This window comes from Flavobacterium sp. XN-5, assembly GCF_008033395.2.
GTDB classification, from domain to species: Bacteria; Bacteroidota; Bacteroidia; order Flavobacteriales; family Flavobacteriaceae; genus Flavobacterium; species Flavobacterium hiemivividum.
On the sequence record NZ_VOGZ02000001.1, the window covers coordinates 802,848 to 825,513 of the forward strand.

Sequence of the window (22,666 nt, forward strand, 5' to 3'; positions counted from 1 at the left end):
ATGAAGGAAGTCTATTCCATAAAAGAAGCTACCAATAAAATTGAGCATTACTGTGCTTATCAAGAGCGTTGCCATGAAGAAGTAGTTAGTAAATTGCGTAGCATGAAACTGGATTCGAACGAAATTGATGAGATTATCATTCATCTTATCGGTTCTAATTTTCTTAACGAGAGTCGGTTTGCTTGTAGTTTTGCAAGAGGAAAACACCGCATCAAGCAGTGGGGGAAAATTAGAATTGTAAACGAATTAAAATTCCGCAAGATTACGACCTACAATATAAATTTGGCACTCAAAGAAATTCCTGCAGACGAGTATTTAGACACCTTTAATTCCTTGGCCGAAAGGCAGTGGGAAGCGATACGAGAAACAAACACTTTAAAAAAGAAAAAGAAATTTTGCGATTTTCTGTTGCGAAAGGGATTTGAGAGTAATCTCGTTTATGAGAAAATGAAGGAAATGGAGAAGATCTGAATTTTGGGTTGTGGGTTTTCAGTTATCTGTTCTGAGTTCTGAGTTCTGAAATTTAAGTTTTGAAAAGAAAATCCCCTTTAGTATTATAAAAAAAACATTGCCCTGAACTAACAAGGCAATGTCTTCATAAAATAAATTTTCAGTGATCTTATGGTAAAAAAAAAGCCATTTACTACTTAAACGTGTATTTTAATCCAAAAAGTAAATTCCCTTTTGGCATTGGAATCAAACTACTTTCTGAATAGTCTGTATTAAAGATATTATTAGCATAAACTGACAACTCCACGTCGTTCCAGTTATAAGCCGCACTAAGATCTACCACATTGTAACTCGTTCCAGAAGTTCGTTCCATATAACGATACGCAATTGAATTAGTGAAGTTTTCAAACCATTGTATTTGGTACGAACCAACCATTTGATGCTTCAAGGAATTGATGGAATATCTCGATTCGACAGCTGTTGTTTTTTTGATTTCATCGTCAATAAAAGTATACCCCAAGCTGATTTTTTGATTTAGATTGTTCAATGTAAACTTATAATCCAATTGTGTTTCAAAACCTTTGGTATTCACATCCTGAATGTTTTGTGGAGAGAAAACAACATCACTCGCATTTACTCTTACATAATCAATCAAATTATTCGAATCTCTATTAAAACCAGCTACCGAAAGACCAAAACGATTGGTACTCCATCGAATTCCTATCTCTTGTGCTAAGGCATCTTCTGCTTGTAAATTCGGATTTCCTATCGCCTGCGGACCTATGTAATATAAATCAGTGTAAGTAGGAACTCTGTAGGTGTAACCAATGTTTCCGTAAACTCTCACATCATCAGAAACGGCATAACCTACATCGACTCCAGGAAATAATTTATTATCAAAGTCTGAAAAATAAGAAGCAGCAACACCAGGTGTTATATCTAATTTATCATCCAAAAACTGAAAACGATGCTCTAGAAACAAAGTTGCAATTTCCCTTTGATTGTCTCCCAATCGATTACTTGTGATAAAATATTTTGAAAATTCAACACCAAAACCCGTAATTCCAGCATTTGACGTATAAGAACCGTTTAGCTCCACCGCCATTTTATTCGTTAAATGCAAATTCCTATACGCAGCGGGATTGTTCCTAACATATAAATATTCGTCTTGATTTCGCTTCCAATATACTCTTGGTTTCCAAGTGAAATTTCCGTTTTTAATAACAGTCGAAAATCCAATTAAAGTCGCTTGGGTTTCTTCATATTGTTTTGTAGCTGATGGAATTCCGTAGAATCCATTGGCTCCAAATTTCTTTTCAGAATGACTTGCGATAAAATTAATAGGAAGTTTGCTTTTATTGAACTGACTTTTTACAAATAAGTTTTGATTGTCAAAATCAGTATTTTCTCTGTACCCGTTTGAAAAATTTTTGCTAAAATGAACAATATGACTGCTATTGTCTAAATTAATTGAAGCAGTGGCTTCAGCCAAAAATTGGCCATAAGAACCCGTTTGTAATTTGGTTACTAGTGCATTTTTCGGTGCATTTTTAGTAACAATATTTACCGCTCCAGAAAAAGCGTTTTGCCCGAAAACACGAGCAGCCGGCCCTTTTATAATTTCGATTCTTTCAATCACTTCAATTGGCAAAGCCAAGTTTAAAGTATGATGTCCTGTTTGTGCATCATCTACTTTTATTCCATCAATCAGCAATAATGTTTGATCAAAACTGCCACCTCTTATGTATAAATCGGCTTGCATTCCGTTTACACCTTGTCTTCTTACATCAACACCCGCAACTTGCTGTAAAGCATCCGCCACATTTGTCACTCCCAATTTTTTTATGTCACTAGCGGTAACAATTTGAATAGTTCTTGAATTTTCATCAAAAGGCAAATCAATTCTTGAGGAAGTCACTACAACTTCATTCAGTGAGTCCATTTTCTGTTTTGCCTCTTGTGCTTTTCCAACTAAAGCACAAAGTACTAAAGAAGCCACTGCCATTGCATTTTTCATAAATTATATTTTTTGTTTATTTTTAAACCGTTGCAAAATTCGTAACTTTCCGGACGAGTAATCTAGTCCAGTATTTAAATTATGAATAGTCCGGTTGAAACACTTTTAAAACAATTAATCCAGTTCGAAAAAAATACATTGACAGCAGTATTTATTCAAATTTCACATCAAATTATTGATGCCATTCAGCGCGGTTATTTAACAAAAGGAACAGCTTTACCGGGAAGTAGATCGCTGAGTCAGTTATTACAGATTCACAGGAACACTGTTGTCGCTGTTTACGACGAATTGGCATCACAAGGTTGGGTAGAAATCATACCAAACAAAGGAACATTTGTACTTGTCCCAGAACAAAAAACAGTCCCGATCAAAGCCATAACCTATCCTGAAAACCAAGCAAATAGATACATAGAAACAACAGGATTTGATTTTAAACCCTCCTTTCATTTGGCTTCCACTACCGAAACTAAAGAAACAAAATATAGTATAAACGATGGGCAACCCGATTTGAGATTGCATCCCACGCATCAATTTTCGAAATGGTATAGCGCCTCGATGAAACGAAAAACGGTACTGTCCAAATGGAATCAAACTTCAAATAGTTTCTATTCCGTTTATGAAAATCAACTGTGTAATTACTTAAATGCAACGCGTGGCTTTCATATTAAACCAAATAACTTAATCAGCACGCGAAGTACCGAAATGAGTTTATACATCGTTTCGCAGCTCCTATTACAACCTGAAGATCTTGTATTGGTGGGAAACTGGAGTAATTATGCGGCAAACATGATTTTTCAACAAGTTGGAGCAAGTATTCGAACTATTCCAATTGATGAAAATGGTTTAGACATTGATTACATCAGAAAAAATTATGTAAAAAAGTCAATTCGCTGTGTTTATGTTTGTGCGCACAGGCATTATCCAACTACCAATACGCTGAGCGCTCAAAGAAGATTGGAATTATTAGCACTAGCTAAAGAATATGAATTTGCCATAATTGAAGATGATTATGATTATGACTTTCAATTTGAAGGTTCAGCCATGTTACCCATGGCGAGTTCTGATGCGAATGGAAATGTTATTTATTTGGGGAAACTAGGGCAATCTTTTTTTCCTAGTTTTCAAACCGGTTTTGTTGTCGCTCCAACTAATTTAATTATTGAAGCTAAAAACTACTTGCAGATGCTAGATAAGCAAGGTGATGTCATCCAAGAACAAATGCTTTCGGAATTAATTTACGAAGGTGAAATTCATCGGTTAATCAAGAAAAACATCATCAAATATAAGAAAAGAAGAGATTTTTTGTGCGAGATGCTAACACACTATTTTAAAGAAACGATACAGTGGAAAAAACCTAGTGGTGGATTGGCGATTTGGCTAGAATTTGAACCCAAAATATCCTTAGTTCAATTAGCTGAGGAAGTCCATAAAATTGACTTATTACTTCCTAAAACTATTCTTTATCAGAATAAAAACACTTGCGCGATTCGTTTTGGCTTTGGTCATTTGAATGAAGAAGAGATTGAAATTGTAATTAAAAAGTTGAAATTGGGGTACGATAATGTGGTTGCGAGGTAGAATACTTTGGTTGGGGTGTAAATTTGTGGGAGGAATTTAGAACTAGGTATTGCTTGAGGGGGTTCATTCGAAATAGAAAAACCACTCCGCCCTACTGGCAAAGCTCCAAAGTAGTGGAATTTACTATGGGAATTAGAAGTTAGATTAAGGAAAATAAACCGCTCTATAATTAAAGTGTATAAATTTGGTCTGTCAGACTTAAATTATTCATGGTTGGAGCAAGAATTCTTATGACAAAATCACTAATTATCAGTAACAAAAATATTTTAAAATTTCCGAATCAGCGGTTTACAAAGTTCTAGAAATAAAAGCGATATACAATAAAAGCACATAGCTTTATGCCCTATTTGAGACCAAAAAAAAGCCTAACGTAAATTGTTAGGCTTTAATTCTATAATCGAAATTATTTTAGTCAACTAAAACAATTACTTTATTGTCTTTCATTTCTAAGGTTCCAGATTCAATAGCTAGCGTGTAATTCTGGTCATTTACTTTCGTAAACAAAGCAGCAACTTCTTTACTAAATACTAAATTTGGAGCCGTAATAGTAATCGTTCCTTTATTAAGTAACGAAACTATGGGTGCGTGATTATTTAAAATTTGGAAACTTCCATCAACACCTGGTACAGATACTGCCGTTATTTCCCCTTTAAATAATGATGCTTCCGGTGATACTATTTCTAAAATCATAATTTTTTGAGTTATGAACTATAAATTATGAGTTATAAGTTTACTAAAAAACTCATAACTCATAACTCATAACTTATTAAGCTTCTGCCAACATTTTTTCTCCAGCTGCTATAGCTTCTTCAATAGTACCTTTAAGGTTGAAAGCTGATTCTGGCAAGTGATCTAATTCACCGTCAATAATCATATTAAATCCTTTAATAGTGTCTTTGATATCTACTAAAACTCCTTTTAATCCTGTAAATTGCTCAGCAACGTGGAAAGGTTGAGATAAGAAACGTTGTACACGACGTGCTCTAGAAACAGCTAATTTATCTTCTTCTGATAATTCTTCCATACCTAGAATCGCGATAATATCTTGCAATTGTTTGTATTTTTGAAGAATTTCCTTCACTCTTTGTGCACAGTCGTAATGCTCATCACCTAGAATTTGTGGTGTTAAGATACGAGAAGTAGAATCTAACGGGTCAACTGCTGGATAAATACCTAACTCTGCAATTTTACGAGACAATACTGTTGTTGCATCAAGGTGAGCAAACGTTGTTGCTGGTGCCGGGTCAGTTAAATCATCTGCAGGAACGTAAACCGCTTGTACAGATGTAATAGATCCTTTGTTTGTAGATGTGATACGCTCTTGCATCGCTCCCATTTCGGTAGCTAATGTTGGTTGGTATCCTACTGCAGATGGCATACGACCTAAAAGTGCCGAAACCTCAGAACCTGCTTGTGTAAAACGGAAGATATTATCAACGAAAAACAAAACGTCTTTTCCTTGATCTGTTCCTGCTCCATCACGGAAATATTCAGCGATAGACAATCCAGAAAGTGCTACACGAGCACGAGCTCCCGGTGGCTCATTCATTTGACCGAAAACGAAAGTAGCTTTAGACTCTCTCATTCCTGGCATATCAACTTTAGATAAATCCCATCCTCCATTTTCCATAGAGTGCATAAATTCATCCCCGTATTTTATAATTCCTGACTCTAACATCTCACGAAGTAAGTCATTTCCTTCACGTGTTCTTTCTCCTACTCCTGCGAATACAGAAAGTCCACCGTGACCTTTTGCGATATTGTTAATTAATTCTTGGATCAATACAGTTTTACCAACACCTGCACCACCGAACAATCCAATTTTACCCCCTTTTGAGTAAGGCTCAATTAAATCGATCACTTTAATACCTGTAAATAAAACTTCAGATGAAGTTGATAGATCCTCGAATTTTGGAGCTTGACGGTGAATTGACATTCCGTTTTCACCTGTTTTTGGCAAGTCTCCTAAACCATCAATTGCATCTCCAATTACGTTGAACAAACGTCCGTAAACATCCGCACCAATCGGCATTTGGATAGGGTTTCCTGTTCCAACTACTTCATAACCTCTACTCAAACCATCTGTTGAGTCCATCGAAATGGTACGAACGGTGTTTTCACCAATGTGAGATTGTACTTCAAGTACTAATAAAGTACCATCTTTTTTTGTGATTTCTAATGAATCATAAATTTTTGGAAGTTCAACATCTGCGCCGTTGAAAACTACGTCAACTACTGGTCCAATGATCTGGGCAACTTTTCCTATTACTTTTGACATTACTTATGTGTTTATTAAATAGCTATTTAGGTTTATGAATTAGTATCAACCGAAATGTATCGATTACATGCTTTTTTCAGTTTGCAAAGATAATTTTTTAAAATAAAAAATCAATAATTTTTTATATAAAAAACAGTAAAAAATAAAAAGGTGTTTAAAAATATAAAAATACCCCAATAAAGCGGCAAAAAAACAAAAACCATTCGGCTTTCGACGAATGGTTTTTCATATCTTAAACAAACATCTTTAAATTAAAGTGATTTTGGAAACAAGATACGATAATCACCTAAATTAACTCCTTTTAGATTTGAACCGTAAGTCATATTAATTGCTTCAACAAATTTGTTTGCAATCATTGCATAACCTCTTGGAGAAGGATGTACCCCATCTGTTGAGAATCCACCACCTGTAATAAAAGCGCCTGTTACACTAAATCCATTTGCCGAAAATCCACCGCCAGCAACTAAGGTCATTAAAGCATTAGCATCAACAAAAGCCAATCCTTTTGCTGTTGCAACGGCTTTAATTTTTGCATTGTAAGCATCCGTCGCTGTTTTTACCAAAGCTACTTCACTCGCTGTTAAAGTTGCTTTGTCCTCCATAGGAAATGTTATCCCAATAGTACTATTATTAGCTGGATATCCCGGCTGAGCTGTTCCTATTGAACCGCCTGCTGTTAATAATATATAATCTCTTGTTGCTGGCGCATTATTAGCATGGCGCGCTTTCCCATAAAGAGTCCCTAAAAAACTAGCTGTTGCTAACGGATAATTAAATGGAGCTCCTTGAAAAGCGGTAGTAAACAAGGCCGTAGCATCATAAGCTAACATTTCATCAGCAATTAAAAGTGGATTTGTAGAACTTGCTGTTAGTGTTTGAAAACGAGCAGGCTGTGAGGCCATGGCTAAAATACTGTTCATTGCTCCAAATAGCGGATTCAATTGCGCTACCTGCGTTGCGTTTAATGGAACTGGATTTGTCGCGATAAACGTAAAAAAGGGTACTGTATTTACATAAGGAATATTTGCCACAACTCCTTTCGCTCCTCCGGAAGTTAGGGTATTTACTAAAGCATCGTATGTAGCATCAAAACCAGCTCCTGCAGGACCTGCCGAAGGCGTGATTGGATTTGTTCCATCTCCACCTGTTGTTGCATAACCCAAAACATCATTGTTTCCTATCCAAAGAGAGAAGAATGTTGGTGTTTGAGACATCGCATATGCCACCACAGAAGTCGTAGCATTTGGAGCAAAACGAACATAATATGGATTAGCAGTTCCAAGAGAAAGACCCGCTGCACTACCGTAGCTTGGCGATAACAAATGAAAACTTTTAGCCCCTGGCACACCACAGTTATTGTAAGGGCCTCCTGAAACTATAGAGGTTAATATCTCTGTTGAAGGAGTTCCCGCAACTGCTACTGGAGCTACACCACCTGTCGAAGCTAATCTAGGAAAACCCATTACAGTACCGTTAATTTTAAATCCTCCAACATTGTCTGCCATAAAGGGAATTTTAAAAGTTCCACCACCAACTTCAGCAAATTGTTGCGCCATTATATTAGTGTACGATACTTTTTGACCTTCAATAAACAAGGCATTATCAGAATAACCTGCTGTTAAAGAGTTTCCTAATGAAACAAATTTTGAAAAATCTGCAGTCCCAGCCGTCAAAGGCAAACCGTCAGATGAATTTGCATCTACAACTACGGCGTCATCATTATTACATGCTACAAAGCTTAAGGAAACCAGTAGTAGCCATTTGAAATTTTTTATCATGGTTATGTGTTTTTTAATTTTTGTGAAAATTACGGGTTAAGCGTCCAAGAAGCAAAATATTGTTGCCCAATTAGTCCAGCACCTAAAACTTGTGCATACTCTTTTCCACCAAGATTTGAAGCTCCTATTTTAAGAGTTGATTTTAATTTAGGAATATTGTAATTGATTTGAGCATCAATTACCGTAGCAGCATCAATCATACCGTCTACCATTGTTGATTGCCATAAATATTCACTGTTCCATCTTCCACTAATATTAAAACCAAAGTTTTCAAATAATTTTTCGTTTCCAAATGAGGCTTTAACTCTATGTTTTGGCGTATTAAATCCAGCTTCAAAACTAGGATCTTTCGCTTGGTCGAATTTAAATTCAGCATAGTTATAATTTGCTCCTACTTCAAAATCCTTGTATACTTTTCGAGACAAGCCAATACCTAAACCTAAAGATTTAATCTCCAATTCTGTATTAGTATACAATTGAAAAGTTCTTGTATTACCATTTTGTAAAGCGTGTAAAGCTTTTTGACCCTCTGGATTTGTTACTCCACCTCCATCTAAAGCATCTCCATATAAAGGTGTAACAACGTTCAAATTACCAATAAAGTTATTGTAGATATTGTAATAACCATTGATATCGATCGATGTTTTATTTATAAATGATCTGTATCCAAGTTCAAAAGCTTTCACTTCTTCTGGCTTTACAAGATTAGCATTTGTTTTCATCAATAATGCAGGATTTCCAGCTGCAGCAAAAGCGATAACCGAAGAAGCGAGGTAAGAATTATTATAAGCGTTTGTACCATTAATAGTAACCGAAGTACCATTTGCAAATCCTTGACCTACAGTTGTAGCGATTGGTAATGTTTCAGTATATCGGGTCAAGTTATCTGGCGCTGACCCTAATAAAATAGCACTTCCTACATTAAATCCTATGTATTGATCTTGAGTAGATGGATTTCTAAAACCTGTTTGAAATGACGTTCTAAAATTATGCCTTCTACTTTCACCACCTGAATACACAAAAGATACTCTTGGTGAGATATTACCATCAAAATTTTGTGACTTATCATAACGTACAGATCCTGTAAATTTCAAACGATCATCAATAAACTTTTTTGTTAGCTGCGTGTAAGCACCATAGTCGTTATATAGTATTGGTCCGTCAGCGTCAGTATAAATTCGACCATGAGAGTTTAATTGATATTGTCTGTACGATCCTCCCACTTGGATTTCCGCAAAATCAATAAGATCTTTAAAGTTATAATTCGCGTCTGAGTGGTAAATTTTAGAGTTATCCACTAGTTTTGAACCTGTCAAAACACTTGCTTCATTAGTAACTTTATTGAATGCTGTTTTAAACTCTGGCGTACCAGGAAGGAATCTCCCTTGATCAGCTGTTTGCCTCGCTATTATATGAGAGTTTTCAGGAGTTGCACCAGCCAAAGCAGTTTGAACATAAGCTCCCGCATATTGACCAAACCAAGTTTTATCGTCTTTCCACTCTCTATTAATATTGATACCCGTAAACAACATGTCATAGGATTGTCCTCCATCTTCTGTGGTAGTATAACCTCTTAAGAAAAAGTTTTTACCTTTTACTTCTATTTTATGCTGTTGCATAAAAAAATTATTTAGATAATACCTGTTAGCTCCTTGATAAACTGCATTTCCAAAACCAAATTTACTTTGAAAAATAACCTCCACATTTTCATTTCCAAAAGGTCTATAATGAACCGAGAAATCAATTTTTGTATTGGTTGCCTTATTATCCGTCAAGTCAACTTCATTATAACCGGTCCTACTTACATTATAACTTGGCAATAAATTCACAGCCGACGCCGGAATCAAACCTAATGCCGCTAATGATTGACCAACTCCTTTTAAATTAGTACTAACTTCATCACCATAAACATTTATTCCATCATAATTATGATGACTTCTATCTCTACCTTCAATTGTTCTATCATCATAATTAGTGGCGTACCAATCAGTTGCTTTCATGTAAGTGAAGTTAGCTTTAGCCGCAAGTTTAGAACTAAAAGCATGCGCCATACGAATACCATAATCTACATAATCGTTAGTACCTGCAGCCTTTTGAGATGTTTGTCCAAATTTTGCGTAAGCAGTAATTCCAGGACTTGTAAATGGACTTTTACTTGTCATAAACAAAATCCCGTTAAAAGCGTTCGCACCATATAATGCAGAAGAAGCACCAGGTAACAACTCCACACTTTGAACATCAATTTCAGAAACTCCTATCAAGTTTCCAAGTACAAAGTTTAGTAAGGGCGAGGAATTATCCATTCCGTCAACTAATTGCATAAAACGAGTATTAGCTACCGTTGCAAAACCACGAGTATTTATAGATTTAAATGACATACTACTAGTATTCATTTGCACTTCTTTTAAATTCTCTAGACCGTCATAAAAAGTTGGCGAAGCTGATTTCTTTATTTCAGCAGTACCCATTCTCTCAATCGTAACTGGAGATTCTAAAACTCTTTCAGGAGTTCTTGAAGCTGATACTACAATCTCATTTAGTAAGTTCGACTCATCTTTCAGAACAACATTTACCTTTTGATTATTTGAAGTGATCGTTACTTTAACCGAAACAAACCCTACACTTGAAATCTCAATAATATAAGGCAGTTTACTCGAAGCTGTTAAATTAAATTTTCCATCATTATCAGTAACTGTGCCAGCGGCACCCCCAATGACTTTAATGTTGGCTCCAAAAACTGGTTGGTTGTCACTATCAGTAACGGCACCTGAAATTGAAGTCTGAGCAAAACTTATGCTGCAAAAAAACAATGACAAAAAAAGAAAATACATTTTCATTTGGCTGGATTTTATTGATTTAGATCACCAAAGTACAATTAATTTTAATATTATTAAAAAAACGTTAAAAATATTTCATTATTGTTATCTTTTTAATTCTATTTTAACATATTCAATATTATAATATTATAAATTATATTTAATATTTTGGTCTAAAATCATAAAAATACTATGCATACATATAATTTAAGTTAAAATAATGCATTTATCATAAAAGTATTGTGTTTAAAAAATTTTGAGCAAAAAAAAATGCAAGATTTACATCTTGCATTTTTTTAACTTAATATATTGAATTTCTTATTCCACTGTTACTGATTTGGCCAAATTTCTTGGTTGATCAACATTACATTCTCTCATTACTGCTATATGATATGATAAAAGTTGCAATGGTATTGTCGTAATTAATGGCGACAAAGCGTCTGAAGTCTCAGGAATCTCTATAACATAGTCTGCTAATTCTCTTACTTGAGTATCGCCTTTTGTTACAATAGCAATAATTCTTCCGCTTCTAGACTTTATTTCCTGTATATTACTTACAATTTTATCATAATGTCCTTGTATTGGAGCAATTATAATAACTGGCATGTGCTCATCAATCAAAGCTATTGGACCGTGTTTCATTTCTGCAGCAGGATAACCCTCAGCATGAATGTATGATATTTCTTTTAGTTTTAAAGCTCCCTCTAATGCAACTGGGAAATTATAACCACGTCCTAAATACAAACAATTAGGAGCATCTTTAAATTCAGCCGCGATTTCTTTTGCACGATCATTAGTTTTCAACGCTTCTTTAACTTTCTCAGGAATCAATTCTAATTCTTGCAAATACCTGTGAAAATCCGAATGAGACAATGTTCCTTTAGCTTTAGCTAGACGCAAAGCAATCATCGTTAAAACTGTAATTTGAGTTGTAAACGCTTTAGTAGACGCCACTCCAATTTCTGGACCAGCATGGGTGTAAGCACCAGCATGAGTCTCTCTAGAAATGGAAGAACCTACAACATTACAAACCCCAAAAACAAATGCTCCGTTTTCCTTTGCTAATTTAATAGCCGCCATTGTATCAGCTGTTTCTCCAGATTGAGAAATTGCAATTACAACATCTTTACTATTGATTATTGGGTTTCTATATCTAAATTCTGAAGCATATTCTACTTCTACGGATATTCTCGCGAACTCTTCAAAAATATATTCAGCCACTAAACCAGCGTGCCAGGATGTACCGCAAGCAACGATTATAATTCGGTCTGCATTTAAGAACTTTTCTAAATTATCCTCAACACCAGCCATTTGAATAATTCCTTCATTAGGATGTAAGCGACCTCTATAAGTATCTTTTATTACATTAGGTTGCTCGTATATTTCTTTTAGCATAAAATGATCGTAACCCCCTTTTTCAATTTGCTCCAAATTCATTTGAAGCTCTTGAATATAAGGATCAACCAAAGAGTCGTCTTTGATTTTTCTTACTTTCATTCCTTTGTGTAATCTAATATTAGCCATCTCACCGTCCTCTAAATATACCGCATTAGAAGTATATTCTATAAAAGGAGATGCATCTGAAGCGATGAAATACTCTCCTTCTCCAATACCTATCGCAAGCGGACTACCTAAACGAGCCGCCACAATTTCATTAGGATTTTTTTTATCAAAAACAGCAATCGCATATGCACCTACCACTTGATTAAGTGCTATTTGAACTGCCTTTCCTAGTTTTATATTTTCGTTTTTTTGCACTTCTTCGATAAGATTAACAAGAACCTCAGTATCTGTATCTGAATGAAAAACGTAACCTCTTTTTATCAATTCTTCCTTTAATGGAGCATAATTCTCGATGATACCATTGTGAATTATTACTAAATCTCCAGAATTAGATAAATGTGGATGTGAATTTACGTCATTAGGAACACCATGTGTAGCCCAACGTGTGTGCCCAATCCCTATTGTTCCATTAGTTGTAATCTCTTTTGAAGCTCTTTCTTCAAGATCTGCCACCTTTCCTTTTGTCTTACATAGTTTAACAGCATCACCGTCATATATCATAACCCCAGCGCTATCATACCCTCTATATTCGAGTCTTTTCAATCCTTTTATTACAATAGGATAAGCCTCTCTGTAACCAATATATCCAACAATTCCACACATATAGTTTCTACTTTATTTAATTCGGTTTGGTATAGTAAATTTCTAATTTTAATCTTTTATCATCAGCAACGGTTGCTGTACTTCCGTACAAAATTGTTCCCAATGGACTCATAACTGAAGCTCTAGGCGCTTGGCTTATCGTACTGTTAGCCGTTCTTAACTTATTAGAATTTATGATATTTATATCTTCTGTAATTACAACTCCTAACTTAACATTTGTTGAATCAGCATTTTTAATTAAGTTTCTAACATGATTTGTAATCCTTACTTTGTAAGTATTGTCATCTGTTTTGTCTTTATTTAAAATACCTCCAAAAACAAGTTTTCCATTTTTTTCATTTGTCCCCGCAGTTCCATCACTGTAATCTACAATTGGACGATTATTATTAAGATCATACAGATAAATACGATTTGGTTTCGCCGCACTTCCTAAAGTCGTAGCGTCAAGATGAAATACCAGATTAGCTTCATTAATTAACCATCCACTTTCTCTAATTGTTTTTATTTCATCTCCTTTAAAAATTTCCAAGATTGCCATAGATCCCTCGCCACCTTTTAGAAATAATTTTTCGTCGCCTAGAGTTGTATTGATGTTAGCCGGTGTGGTTGCATTAGCATATGCAGTATTAGTATTACTTTGCTCTAATAAACTAACTGTATTTCCAGTAAGATTAAGTACAATTGACTTTTCAACTCTTGTCGCATCTGTATCTGAGGTATCTTCTTTAAATTTGATTGTAATTTTCCCCTTTTTGAAATCTAGTAAAGCCATATTCGAAGGGCTGCTTCCTGATTTCTCTACTTTAAAATACAATCCTCTAAAGTATTCTTTAAACACATCGTTAGTCACTAACTTTCCTGAAGCAGTAGCGTCAATGATTTTAGTTTTAAAAAAAGTAGTATTCAAGTCCAAACGCATTTCCGGAGCCACACGAGTAATCACATCTTTTCCATCTGTAGTGGTTGTCGTCTTAAATTCGGCAGCGCTAAAGAAAAAAGCATCGTTTTGAGCTATACTAGTAGAATTATTCAAACGATTTCCTACTTTCACGTTATCGAAATCAACATTTTGATTCGTGTAGTATTTTTGTGCTTCTTTAAAACTTCCAGCAGGATCTAAATCTCTCATGAAAAAACCAGACTCATAAACACTCAACTTAATTTTACCGTCTAAAGGACCTTGGATTGAATCCAACTGATATGTTCCATCTCCATTAGTATCCGTAGATTTTAAAGTACTGAAATACGGTATTGTCAATACAACACTTTCAATTACAGGGTTCTTACCAATCGTAGGATTAACACTTTCTAAAACTACTTGGGTTGCAAAATTTGCCGTAGTCGTACCAAAAGCTGGATTATCATAAATCCCTAGTGCATTTACATTAAGATTATTTGACTGTATAGGTCCTATTTTTTGATTGTAAGCGACAACATTTGAAGTGTATTTTGCAAAATCAAAATGATTTTCTCCTATTAGATCTCCTCCAATTGAATTATAATCTTTATCACAGGAATAAAGAAAAACAACACACGACACTAATAGAATTTTCTTGAAAAAATTATTGTACATATTCGAAAATAAAAGTTTAAATTGATAGAACCTGGTCTTTATAAAAAATAGTATACGCTTCCGCAAATTCATCTTTAGGGACGAAAGGTAAAAAAGGTTTTCCTGAAGATTCTATAAATTTTGTTAAACTTGGAGACAGACTATCCGAAGCGATTATAACAGCATCAGAATGTTTAATCGTCGCTTTAATGATACTTTCATAATCTGGCGTTTCTAAATCAGCAATTGCATCCAAAGGAACTCCGTCAAGTTTTATTTTATTAATCATTTCTACATCCAAAGTCCCCTCAAAGGACTGACTATAAACAGAAGTAACAATCTTTGTATCAGAAAACAAGGCCTCGTTTTTATAATAATGTTTCATATAGATAGGCAACATTGCCGCCATCCAGCCATGAACATGAATTATATCAGGAACCCAGTTTAGTTTTTTTACTGTTTCAACAACCCCTTTTGCAAAGAAAATCGCACGCTCGTCATTGTCAGCATACATCACTCCCTCTTCGTCAGTAAATGTAGCTTTCCTCTTAAAGTATTCATCATTGTCAATAAAGTAGACTTGAATTCTTTCTTTAGGTATACTTGCCACCTTAATTATTAGCGGCATATCCAGGTCATTCACAACTAAATTCATCCCTGAAAGCCTAATTACTTCATGCAATTGGTGTCTTCTCTCATTAATATTCCCATATCTTGGCATAAAAATTCTGATTTGCCCACCTTGATCATTAATCATCTTTGGCACGTCATAAGACATTAGAGACACTTCATTTTCAGCTAGGTAAGGCACCACTTCAGATGATACATATAATATCCTCTTATCTTTCATATTGTAATTTGCTTAATTCATTGGTAATAAAAACCACGCAAAATTACAAAAATTTATGCAGTTATTAACTAATATATTATGTTTGCACTAAATTTAAACAAAATACCCATGCCTATTTTCTATGGAAAAGCAGCTTTAATAGACTATTTAAAATCTATTAAAACCCCAAATTCTACCATTGGTTTTGTTCCTACGATGGGTGCATTACATCAAGGACATCTTTCCTTAATGCAACAATCATTGACCGAGAATGAAATTACGGTAGTGAGTATTTTTGTCAATCCAACTCAGTTTAACAATCCTGAGGACTTGTCAAAATATCCTAGAACACTCGAAGCAGACATAGAAAAAATAGCGGGATTAAGCGTTGATATTATTTTATACGCTCCTTCTGTTGAAGATATCTATGAGGGAAAAGTATTATCTCAATCATTCGATTTTGATGGTTTAGAAAATCAGATGGAAGGAAAGTTCAGACCAGGCCATTTTAATGGTGTTGGAACAATCGTTAAGCGTCTTTTCGAAATTGTAACCCCTACAAATGCTTATTTTGGAGAAAAAGACTTCCAGCAATTGCAAATTGTAAAGAAGATGGTTTCAAAAAACAATCTTAGTGTCAACGTGATTGGCTGTACTATCTACAGAGAGCCAAACGGCCTAGCAATGAGCTCGAGAAACGAACGATTGACAGATGAACACCGAGCTGACGCCGCTTTAATTTTCGAAATATTAAATCTTGCAAAGGAAAAATTCAAAACAAGTAGCGCTGAGGATGTAACGAAATGGGTTGAAAAATCCTTCGAAACAACTGCTCCATTTGAATTAGAATATTTTCAAATTGCCGATGAGACAACGCTTACGCCTTGCATAAATAAAACAAGCACTGAAAAATACCGTGCTTTTATCGCGGTCATCGTCAATAACATTCGATTGATTGATACCATTTCATTAAATTAATTTACTTTTGTAGCATGCAAATTCAAGTATTAAAATCCAAAATTCATCGAGTAAAAGTAACCGGAGCCGATTTAAATTATATCGGAAGCATTACCATTGATGAAACCCTGTTAGAAGCCTCAAATATTATTGAAGGCGAGAAAGTATCTATTGTAAACATTAACAATGGCGAAAGATTTGAAACCTACGCGATAAAAGGCCAACGTAATTCAGGCGAAATAACGTTAAATGGACCAGCCGCAAGAAAAGTTCAAAAAGATGATATTATCATAATTATTTCCTACGCTTCATTAGAATTCGAAGAAGCAAAAGCATTCAAGCCTTGGATTATTTTTCCAAATGAAAATGACAACTCTTTAACTTAAACGAGAAAAGTTCAAAAATAAATGTAATTTTAGCATTACAATATAAAAGACAATAGTTACTCTATCTATTGTCTTTTTTTATTTCAATTTAAACAAAACAATTAAACTCGCTATGGCTACTAAAGTAAAAACTTCTTTTTTCTGTCAGAATTGTGGCAGCCAATATGCCAAATGGCAAGGACAGTGTAACTCTTGTAAAGAATGGAATACCATAGCCGAGGAAATTATACAAAAACAAGAAAAAGTAGCTTGGAAAAGTGAAGCAACAACAACCAGCAAAGCACCAAGACCTTTAAAAATAAATGAAATTGATTCTACTCAGGAAATCCGCATGGACACTACTGATTCAGAACTCAATCGTGTACTTGGTGGCGGAATCGTGCCTGGATCTCTAATACTACTTGGCGGCGAACCAGGAATAGGAAAAAGTACGCTATTGCTTCAAATTTCACTAAAACTACCTTACAAAACCTTATATGTTTCTGGCGAAGAAAGTCAAAAACAAATAAAAATGAGAGCCGAAAGAATCACTACTTCAAGTGACAACTGCTACATTCTTACCGAAACGAAAACGCAGAATATCTTCAAACAAATTGAAGCTATTAAACCCGAAATTGTAATTATCGATTCGATTCAAACTCTTCATACCGATTATATAGAATCTACAGCGGGAAGCATTTCGCAAATCAGGGAAACCACAGCAGAACTGATAAAATTTGCCAAAGAAACAAACATTCCGGTCATTCTAATTGGTCATATTACCAAAGACGGAAATATTGCTGGACCAAAAATATTAGAACACATGGTCGATACTGTTTTGCAATTTGAAGGAGATCGCAACCATGTTTACCGTATTTTACGCTCTTTAAAAAACCGTTTCGGTTCTACAGCCGAAATTGGTATTTATGAAATGCTAGGAAGCGGACTGCGCGAAGTATCAAACCCATCAGAGATATTAATTTCGCATAAAGACGAAGAACTTTCCGGTACTGCCATTGCTTCAACTCTGGAAGGAATGCGCCCTTTAATGATCGAAATCCAGTCCCTAGTTAGCACTGCTGTTTACGGAACTCCGCAGCGAAGCACCACGGGATATAATGCCAAGAGACTCAACATGATATTGGCCGTTTTAGAAAAAAGAGCTGGTTTTAGGCTTGGCGCCAAAGATGTATTTCTTAATATTACGGGAGGAATAAGCGTTGATGATCCAGCAATCGATTTAGCTGTCGTGGCAGCCATTTTGTCTTCTAATGAAGATATTGCGGTTAATAAAGATTTTTGTTTTGCTGGCGAAGTAGGATTATCAGGAGAAATTCGTCCTGTGAACCGTGTAGATCAAAGAATTCAAGAAGCCGAAAAACTAGGTTTCTCTACTATTTTTGTATCCAAATACAATAAAATTACATTAAAAAATACCGGAATAAAAATTCAACTTGTCGCAAAAATAGAAGATGTTGCCACTATGCTATTGGGATAAAAGTAAAAAACCAACTACCAATTAAGAAGCTTGCCAAAAACGCAGCTTAAATACTGATTTAAAGTTATTTAGATGTTAACACAGTAGTGAATTACAATGTATTGTTGTAAATTTATGTTTCGAGCATTCTACTAATCTTTATATAAAATCATCTTGAAACTTTCTGACAATACAATGGTACGTTTTTACTGCTTATTAGGTAAAACATTCTATAGCATTGCTATGGTAGACAAAACTGTACAAAAAGAAGAGATAGAAAAATTAAAAGAACTTGTTCAAAAAGAATGGCTTCCTGTAGAGGATAGCTCTGATATCTTTGGCTCAGATTCTGCCTATCAAATTGAAATCGTTTTTGATTGGCTAGTAGAAATGATTGTGAATACGAACAAATTGCACCTGAATTCAAAAACTTCAAGTTAGAACACAAAAGCTTGTTTAACCCAGCAGTAAATGCTTCAATTCTAAAAACAGCCTCAGCAATTGCCAGCTCTTTTTCTGGTAAAATAAATCGGAATAGGTTTTAATAAGCCAATTAAAAAGCATCCTTGAAGAAACGGATTAACGACTATTACAAAAAATTAATCTATATAATTTTAAAAAATCAAAAACATGAAAAAGCAAACTGGTATTTGGATTGACTCAAAAAAAGCAGTCATTGTAACTCTTGAAGATGGAAAAGAAGCAGTAAGTGAAATTCAATCTGATTTAGAGAATAGTGTATATCATGACAAAGAAGGCGACAAAGGAAGCTTTTTTGGTGGCCAACACATTGATTCTCAAAAAACTTTTGACGAAAGAAAGAAACATCAAATTAACAACTATTTAAAAGATGTTATAGCCTCTATTAGTGAATCAGATGAATTGTACATCTTTGGCCCAGCAGACACAAAAACAAAACTGGAGAAAAGAATTAACGAAGAAAAATCAACTATTGCCAGCAAACTTAAATCTGTCGAAACAGCAGATAGCATGTCTTCGAATCAAATTATTGCACAGGTAAAAAAATTCTACCATCAAAAATAAGTTAATTTATACAAGCAATTTGTCACACCAATAAAATTAGTAATTTTATAAAACTACAATAAACAACTATTGTAGTTTTTTTATGCCCAAAACGAAAAATCAACTACTGCCCGAGTAATAAACTCAGCTTAAAAAAGAGGTTTAGCATTTTATCATTTAAATTTGTGTTTCAATCGACTCCTAAAATAACCTACAATTCATGAATACCACAAAACAGAAGATAATTATTGTACTGAAATCGCTTGCAGTATTCCTACTACTTATCGCTATCGGTTTTTATGTTTTTAGAGATTATGTACTACAGCAAGCAATTGAAAAAACTTCCACTACAATTGAGCAGCAATACAATAGTAATTTAACTATAAAAAATGCCGGTTTTGAAGGATTTTCGGGAATCAGTCTAACTGAAATCTCCTTGACCCCTAAAGATGCTGATACACTTTTTAGAATTCAAAAAATGAAAACTAGTATTAACTTTTGGAATTTACTGTTAGGCAATGTGCAACTGGGCACTTTGGAAATTCAAAATGGAATGGTACAACTTGTACAAAAAGGGAACGTAAAAAATTTCGCCGCATTCCTCAAGAAAGATAATAGTGAATCCAACAGCGATAACAAAAGAGATTATGCCACTTTTGCTAATAGAATTATTTCGAAAGTGCTAAACTTAGTTCCCACCGATATGAGTGTCGAAAACCTCAAATTTAAATTAGATGATAACGGGAAAAAAGCAACTATTGACATAAAAAAATTAACGCTCTCAAATAAAGAGCTTGAAACTTCGATTGACGTACAAACCAATACTTTTGCTCAACGATGGGAAATTAGCGGTTTTGCAGATCCAAGAAATAAAAAAGCTGATATTAGAATTTTTAATAAAGACACCGGACCAATAAAAGTACCATATTTTGACGAACGATACGGTTTAAAATCCAGCTTTGATTCCATCAGGCTGAACGTTGAAAATATCGAAAAAAGTGGTGGTAAATTACACATTGACGGCTTCACTTCAATTACCAACTTTAGTGTAAACCACCCAAAAATAGCCAATAAAGATGTTGTAATAAAAAATGCGCGATTTGACTATCGCTTCCTGCTGGGCGCTGATTTCATAGCAATAGATAGCAGTTCTATTGCCCAATTCAATCAGGTGAAATTTCGCCCTTACCTCTCTTATAACACAGAAACGGATACAATATATAAACTCAAAGTGGTTATCCCGAAAATGAAAGCTCAGGAGTTCATTTCTTCTCTTCCTGATGGCTTGTTTACCAATTTTCAAGGAATGCAGGCCGAAGGTACTTTCGATTATACACTTGATTTTAAATTCAATCAAAACCAACCAGACCAACTCGTTTTTGACAGTCATTTGAAAAAAGAAAACTTAAAAATCACAAAATACGGGCAAGCAAATCTGACCAAGTTGAACAGTGAGTTTGTGTATCGCGCAATTATAAATAATGTATTGCAACGTCCAGTTTTAGTTGGAGCATCCAATCCAAATTACACGCCAACAGAGCAAATTTCGCCTTATTTACGGAAAAGTGTATTAACTACTGAAGACCCTTCCTTTTTCTCCCATCACGGATTTATAAACGAAGCCTTTAAACAATCGATTGTCAAAAACATAAAAACCAAAAAATTTGCCCGTGGTGCTAGCACGATAAGCATGCAATTAGTAAAAAACGCATTTCTAACCAGAGAGAAAACATTGTCTAGAAAACTAGAGGAAATTCTGTTAGTTTACATTTTAGAAAATAATCGAATAGTCAGCAAGGAACGCATGCTTGAAGTTTATTTTAACATTATAGAATGGGGACCAAATGTTTATGGAATAGGAGAAGCAAGTCGTTTCTATTTCCAGAAAAGCCCAGCCGAATTAACATTTAACGAATGCTTGTTTCTGGCTCGAATTATACCTAGTCCGCGAAAATTCATGTATCAATTTAATGATCAGGGAACGCTAAGAGATTTTGCTGCTAAACAGGAATCTTTTTTAACAAACATCATGATTAAAAGAGGACTACTAACTGCCGATGACACAATTTACAAATCGCAACCACTTCTTATTTCTGGTGCTGCTAAGTCGTATCTTCGTATAAAAGTACAAGATTCAATTCCTGTTGATTCCCTTTCGACTATCAAAGAGTTTGAATTTTGAAAATCCATTACAACAACAAACCCGACAAGTCGTTTAACTCATCGGGTTCGTTGGTATAATAATGCGAATACAAATAATTATGGCGCTGGATCAGGAATAATAGCTTGTACCCCATCAATTGCGTTGAGTATTTCATCTGATAATGTAACTTGAATCGTATCAATATTTTCTTTTAGCTGCTCCATTGTTGTCGCTCCAATAATGGTGCTGGTTACAAACGATTGCTGTTCTATAAAAGCCAAAGACAATTCTGTTAAACTCAACCCATTTTTACGGGCAATTTCCTGGTAAAGTTTTGTTGCTTCCGTGCACTGGTCGCTATTGTATCTTGAATATTGAGGAAACAAATTAAGCCTTGCGTTAGGATGTTTTTCTCCCGTTAGAAATTTTCCAGATAACACACCAAAAGCCATTGGAGAATAAGCTAATAATCCCACGTTTTCTCTAAAGCCTATTTCTGCCGAACCCCCTTCATAAAGCCTATTTAGCAAATTATAAGGATTTTGAACTGTTTTTACCCTTGGTAAATTGTGATGTTTGCTTTCTTCCAGAAAACGCATAATTCCCCAAGGCGTTTCATTAGAAAGTCCGATGTGCTTGATCTTTCCTTCCTTTATAAAATCGCCCAAAGTATCTAAAACCGCATGGACATTATCTTCCCATCCGTCCTCTTGCACTTTGAAACCTCTTTGACCAAAATAATTAGTTTTTCTCTCTGGCCAATGCAATTGGTACAAATCGATATAATCCGTTTGTAAACGTTGTAAACTATTTTCTAATGCATATTTTATACTTTCTGGCGAAAAGTCTAACTTTTCTCTCATGTAACCAAAATTAGCATTAGGACCAGCAATTTTAGAGGCCAAAACTATTTCTTCTCTTTTTCCTGATTTTTTAAACCATGTTCCTATTATTTTTTCCGTACTCCCATAAGTTTCTTGTCTTCCTGGAACTGAATACATCTCGGCTGTATCAAAAAAGTTAATCCCTTTTTCAAGGGCATAATCCATTTGTTGATGTCCTTCGGATTCTGTATTTTGTTGCCCAAAAGTCATAGTACCTAAGCATATTTTGCTGACTTTTATTTCAGTATTGGGTAAGGTTGTATATTTCATAAAGTCTAAAAGTTATAAAGTCGAAAGTCATAAAGTCAAAGCAAATTCTTTAAGACTTTATGACTTTCAACTTTAGACAAAAT

The 22,666-nt window shown here is 34.7% G+C and carries 17 protein-coding genes; 8 read left to right on the forward strand and 9 right to left on the reverse strand.

Annotated elements, in window-relative coordinates; genetic code table 11:
- The gene (locus FQU23_RS03560; protein ID WP_147672608.1) at positions 1–471 is read left to right on the forward strand and encodes a regulatory protein RecX; all 471 of its coding nucleotides are present in this window, start codon (positions 1–3) and stop codon (positions 469–471) included.
- Between the two features lie 172 nt (positions 472–643).
- Here the strand turns inward: FQU23_RS03560 and FQU23_RS03565 are convergent, their stop codons facing one another.
- Positions 644–2,467 (reverse strand): TonB-dependent receptor plug domain-containing protein, encoded by a 1,824-nt coding sequence (locus tag FQU23_RS03565; protein ID WP_147672609.1) that lies wholly within the window; start codon positions 2,465–2,467, stop codon positions 644–646.
- An 81-nt stretch (positions 2,468–2,548) separates the two neighbouring features.
- Here FQU23_RS03565 and FQU23_RS03570 point away from each other — a divergent pair, with 81 nt between their 5' ends.
- The gene (locus tag FQU23_RS03570) at positions 2,549–4,045 is read left to right on the forward strand and encodes a PLP-dependent aminotransferase family protein (RefSeq protein WP_209282310.1); all 1,497 of its coding nucleotides are present in this window, start codon (positions 2,549–2,551) and stop codon (positions 4,043–4,045) included.
- Between the two features lie 408 nt (positions 4,046–4,453).
- Here the strand turns inward: FQU23_RS03570 and FQU23_RS03575 are convergent, their stop codons facing one another.
- The 7 genes from FQU23_RS03575 to FQU23_RS03605 form a co-directional block, all read right to left on the reverse strand.
- Positions 4,454–4,735 (reverse strand): F0F1 ATP synthase subunit epsilon, encoded by a 282-nt coding sequence (locus FQU23_RS03575; RefSeq protein ID WP_147672611.1) that lies wholly within the window; start codon positions 4,733–4,735, stop codon positions 4,454–4,456.
- A 76-nt stretch (positions 4,736–4,811) separates the two neighbouring features.
- Complete coding sequence (atpD, locus tag FQU23_RS03580) at positions 4,812–6,323, reverse strand: F0F1 ATP synthase subunit beta (protein WP_132109188.1); 1,512 nt, start codon at positions 6,321–6,323, stop codon at positions 4,812–4,814.
- 251 nt (positions 6,324–6,574) lie between these two features.
- Positions 6,575–8,101 carry a G-D-S-L family lipolytic protein gene (locus FQU23_RS03585; RefSeq protein ID WP_147672612.1) on the reverse strand — a complete coding sequence of 509 codons (1,527 nt, stop codon included), beginning with the start codon at positions 8,099–8,101 and terminating at the stop codon, positions 6,575–6,577.
- Positions 8,102–8,130: 29 nt separating this feature from the next.
- The gene (locus tag FQU23_RS03590; RefSeq protein ID WP_147672613.1) at positions 8,131–10,938 is read right to left on the reverse strand and encodes a TonB-dependent receptor; all 2,808 of its coding nucleotides are present in this window, start codon (positions 10,936–10,938) and stop codon (positions 8,131–8,133) included.
- Between the two features lie 297 nt (positions 10,939–11,235).
- Positions 11,236–13,083, reverse strand: coding sequence for a glutamine--fructose-6-phosphate transaminase (isomerizing) (glmS, locus tag FQU23_RS03595; protein WP_147672614.1), 1,848 nt, complete (start codon positions 13,081–13,083; stop codon positions 11,236–11,238).
- 16 nt (positions 13,084–13,099) lie between these two features.
- Positions 13,100–14,656 carry a DUF4270 domain-containing protein gene (locus tag FQU23_RS03600; protein WP_147672615.1) on the reverse strand — a complete coding sequence of 519 codons (1,557 nt, stop codon included), beginning with the start codon at positions 14,654–14,656 and terminating at the stop codon, positions 13,100–13,102.
- Between the two features lie 16 nt (positions 14,657–14,672).
- Positions 14,673–15,485 carry a glycogen/starch synthase gene (locus FQU23_RS03605; RefSeq protein ID WP_147672616.1) on the reverse strand — a complete coding sequence of 271 codons (813 nt, stop codon included), beginning with the start codon at positions 15,483–15,485 and terminating at the stop codon, positions 14,673–14,675.
- Between the two features lie 78 nt (positions 15,486–15,563).
- On the opposite strand from FQU23_RS03605, the gene panC reads away from it, so the two are divergent.
- The 6 genes from panC to FQU23_RS03635 all read left to right on the forward strand — a co-directional run bounded on the left by panC (position 15,564) and on the right by FQU23_RS03635 (position 21,468).
- Positions 15,564–16,442, forward strand: a complete 879-nt coding sequence (gene panC / locus FQU23_RS03610; protein WP_147672617.1) for a pantoate--beta-alanine ligase — start codon at positions 15,564–15,566, stop codon at positions 16,440–16,442.
- 14 nt (positions 16,443–16,456) lie between these two features.
- A complete protein-coding gene (gene panD, locus FQU23_RS03615) occupies positions 16,457–16,807 on the forward strand; it encodes an aspartate 1-decarboxylase (RefSeq protein ID WP_147672618.1) in 351 nt (116 codons plus the stop codon).
- A gap of 112 nt (positions 16,808–16,919) precedes the next feature.
- Positions 16,920–18,284: a DNA repair protein RadA gene (gene radA, locus FQU23_RS03620; RefSeq protein ID WP_147672619.1), complete on the forward strand. Its 1,365-nt coding sequence runs from the start codon at positions 16,920–16,922 to the stop codon at positions 18,282–18,284.
- 222 nt (positions 18,285–18,506) lie between these two features.
- A complete protein-coding gene (locus FQU23_RS03625) occupies positions 18,507–18,704 on the forward strand; it encodes a hypothetical protein (protein ID WP_147672620.1) in 198 nt (65 codons plus the stop codon).
- A 189-nt stretch (positions 18,705–18,893) separates the two neighbouring features.
- Complete coding sequence (locus tag FQU23_RS03630) at positions 18,894–19,307, forward strand: hypothetical protein (protein WP_147672621.1); 414 nt, start codon at positions 18,894–18,896, stop codon at positions 19,305–19,307.
- A gap of 199 nt (positions 19,308–19,506) precedes the next feature.
- Complete coding sequence (locus FQU23_RS03635; protein WP_147672622.1) at positions 19,507–21,468, forward strand: transglycosylase domain-containing protein; 1,962 nt, start codon at positions 19,507–19,509, stop codon at positions 21,466–21,468.
- A gap of 77 nt (positions 21,469–21,545) precedes the next feature.
- On the opposite strand, the gene FQU23_RS03640 is transcribed toward FQU23_RS03635, so the two are convergent.
- A complete protein-coding gene (locus FQU23_RS03640) occupies positions 21,546–22,583 on the reverse strand; it encodes an aldo/keto reductase (RefSeq protein WP_147672623.1) in 1,038 nt (345 codons plus the stop codon).
- Positions 22,584–22,666 lie beyond the last annotated feature (83 nt).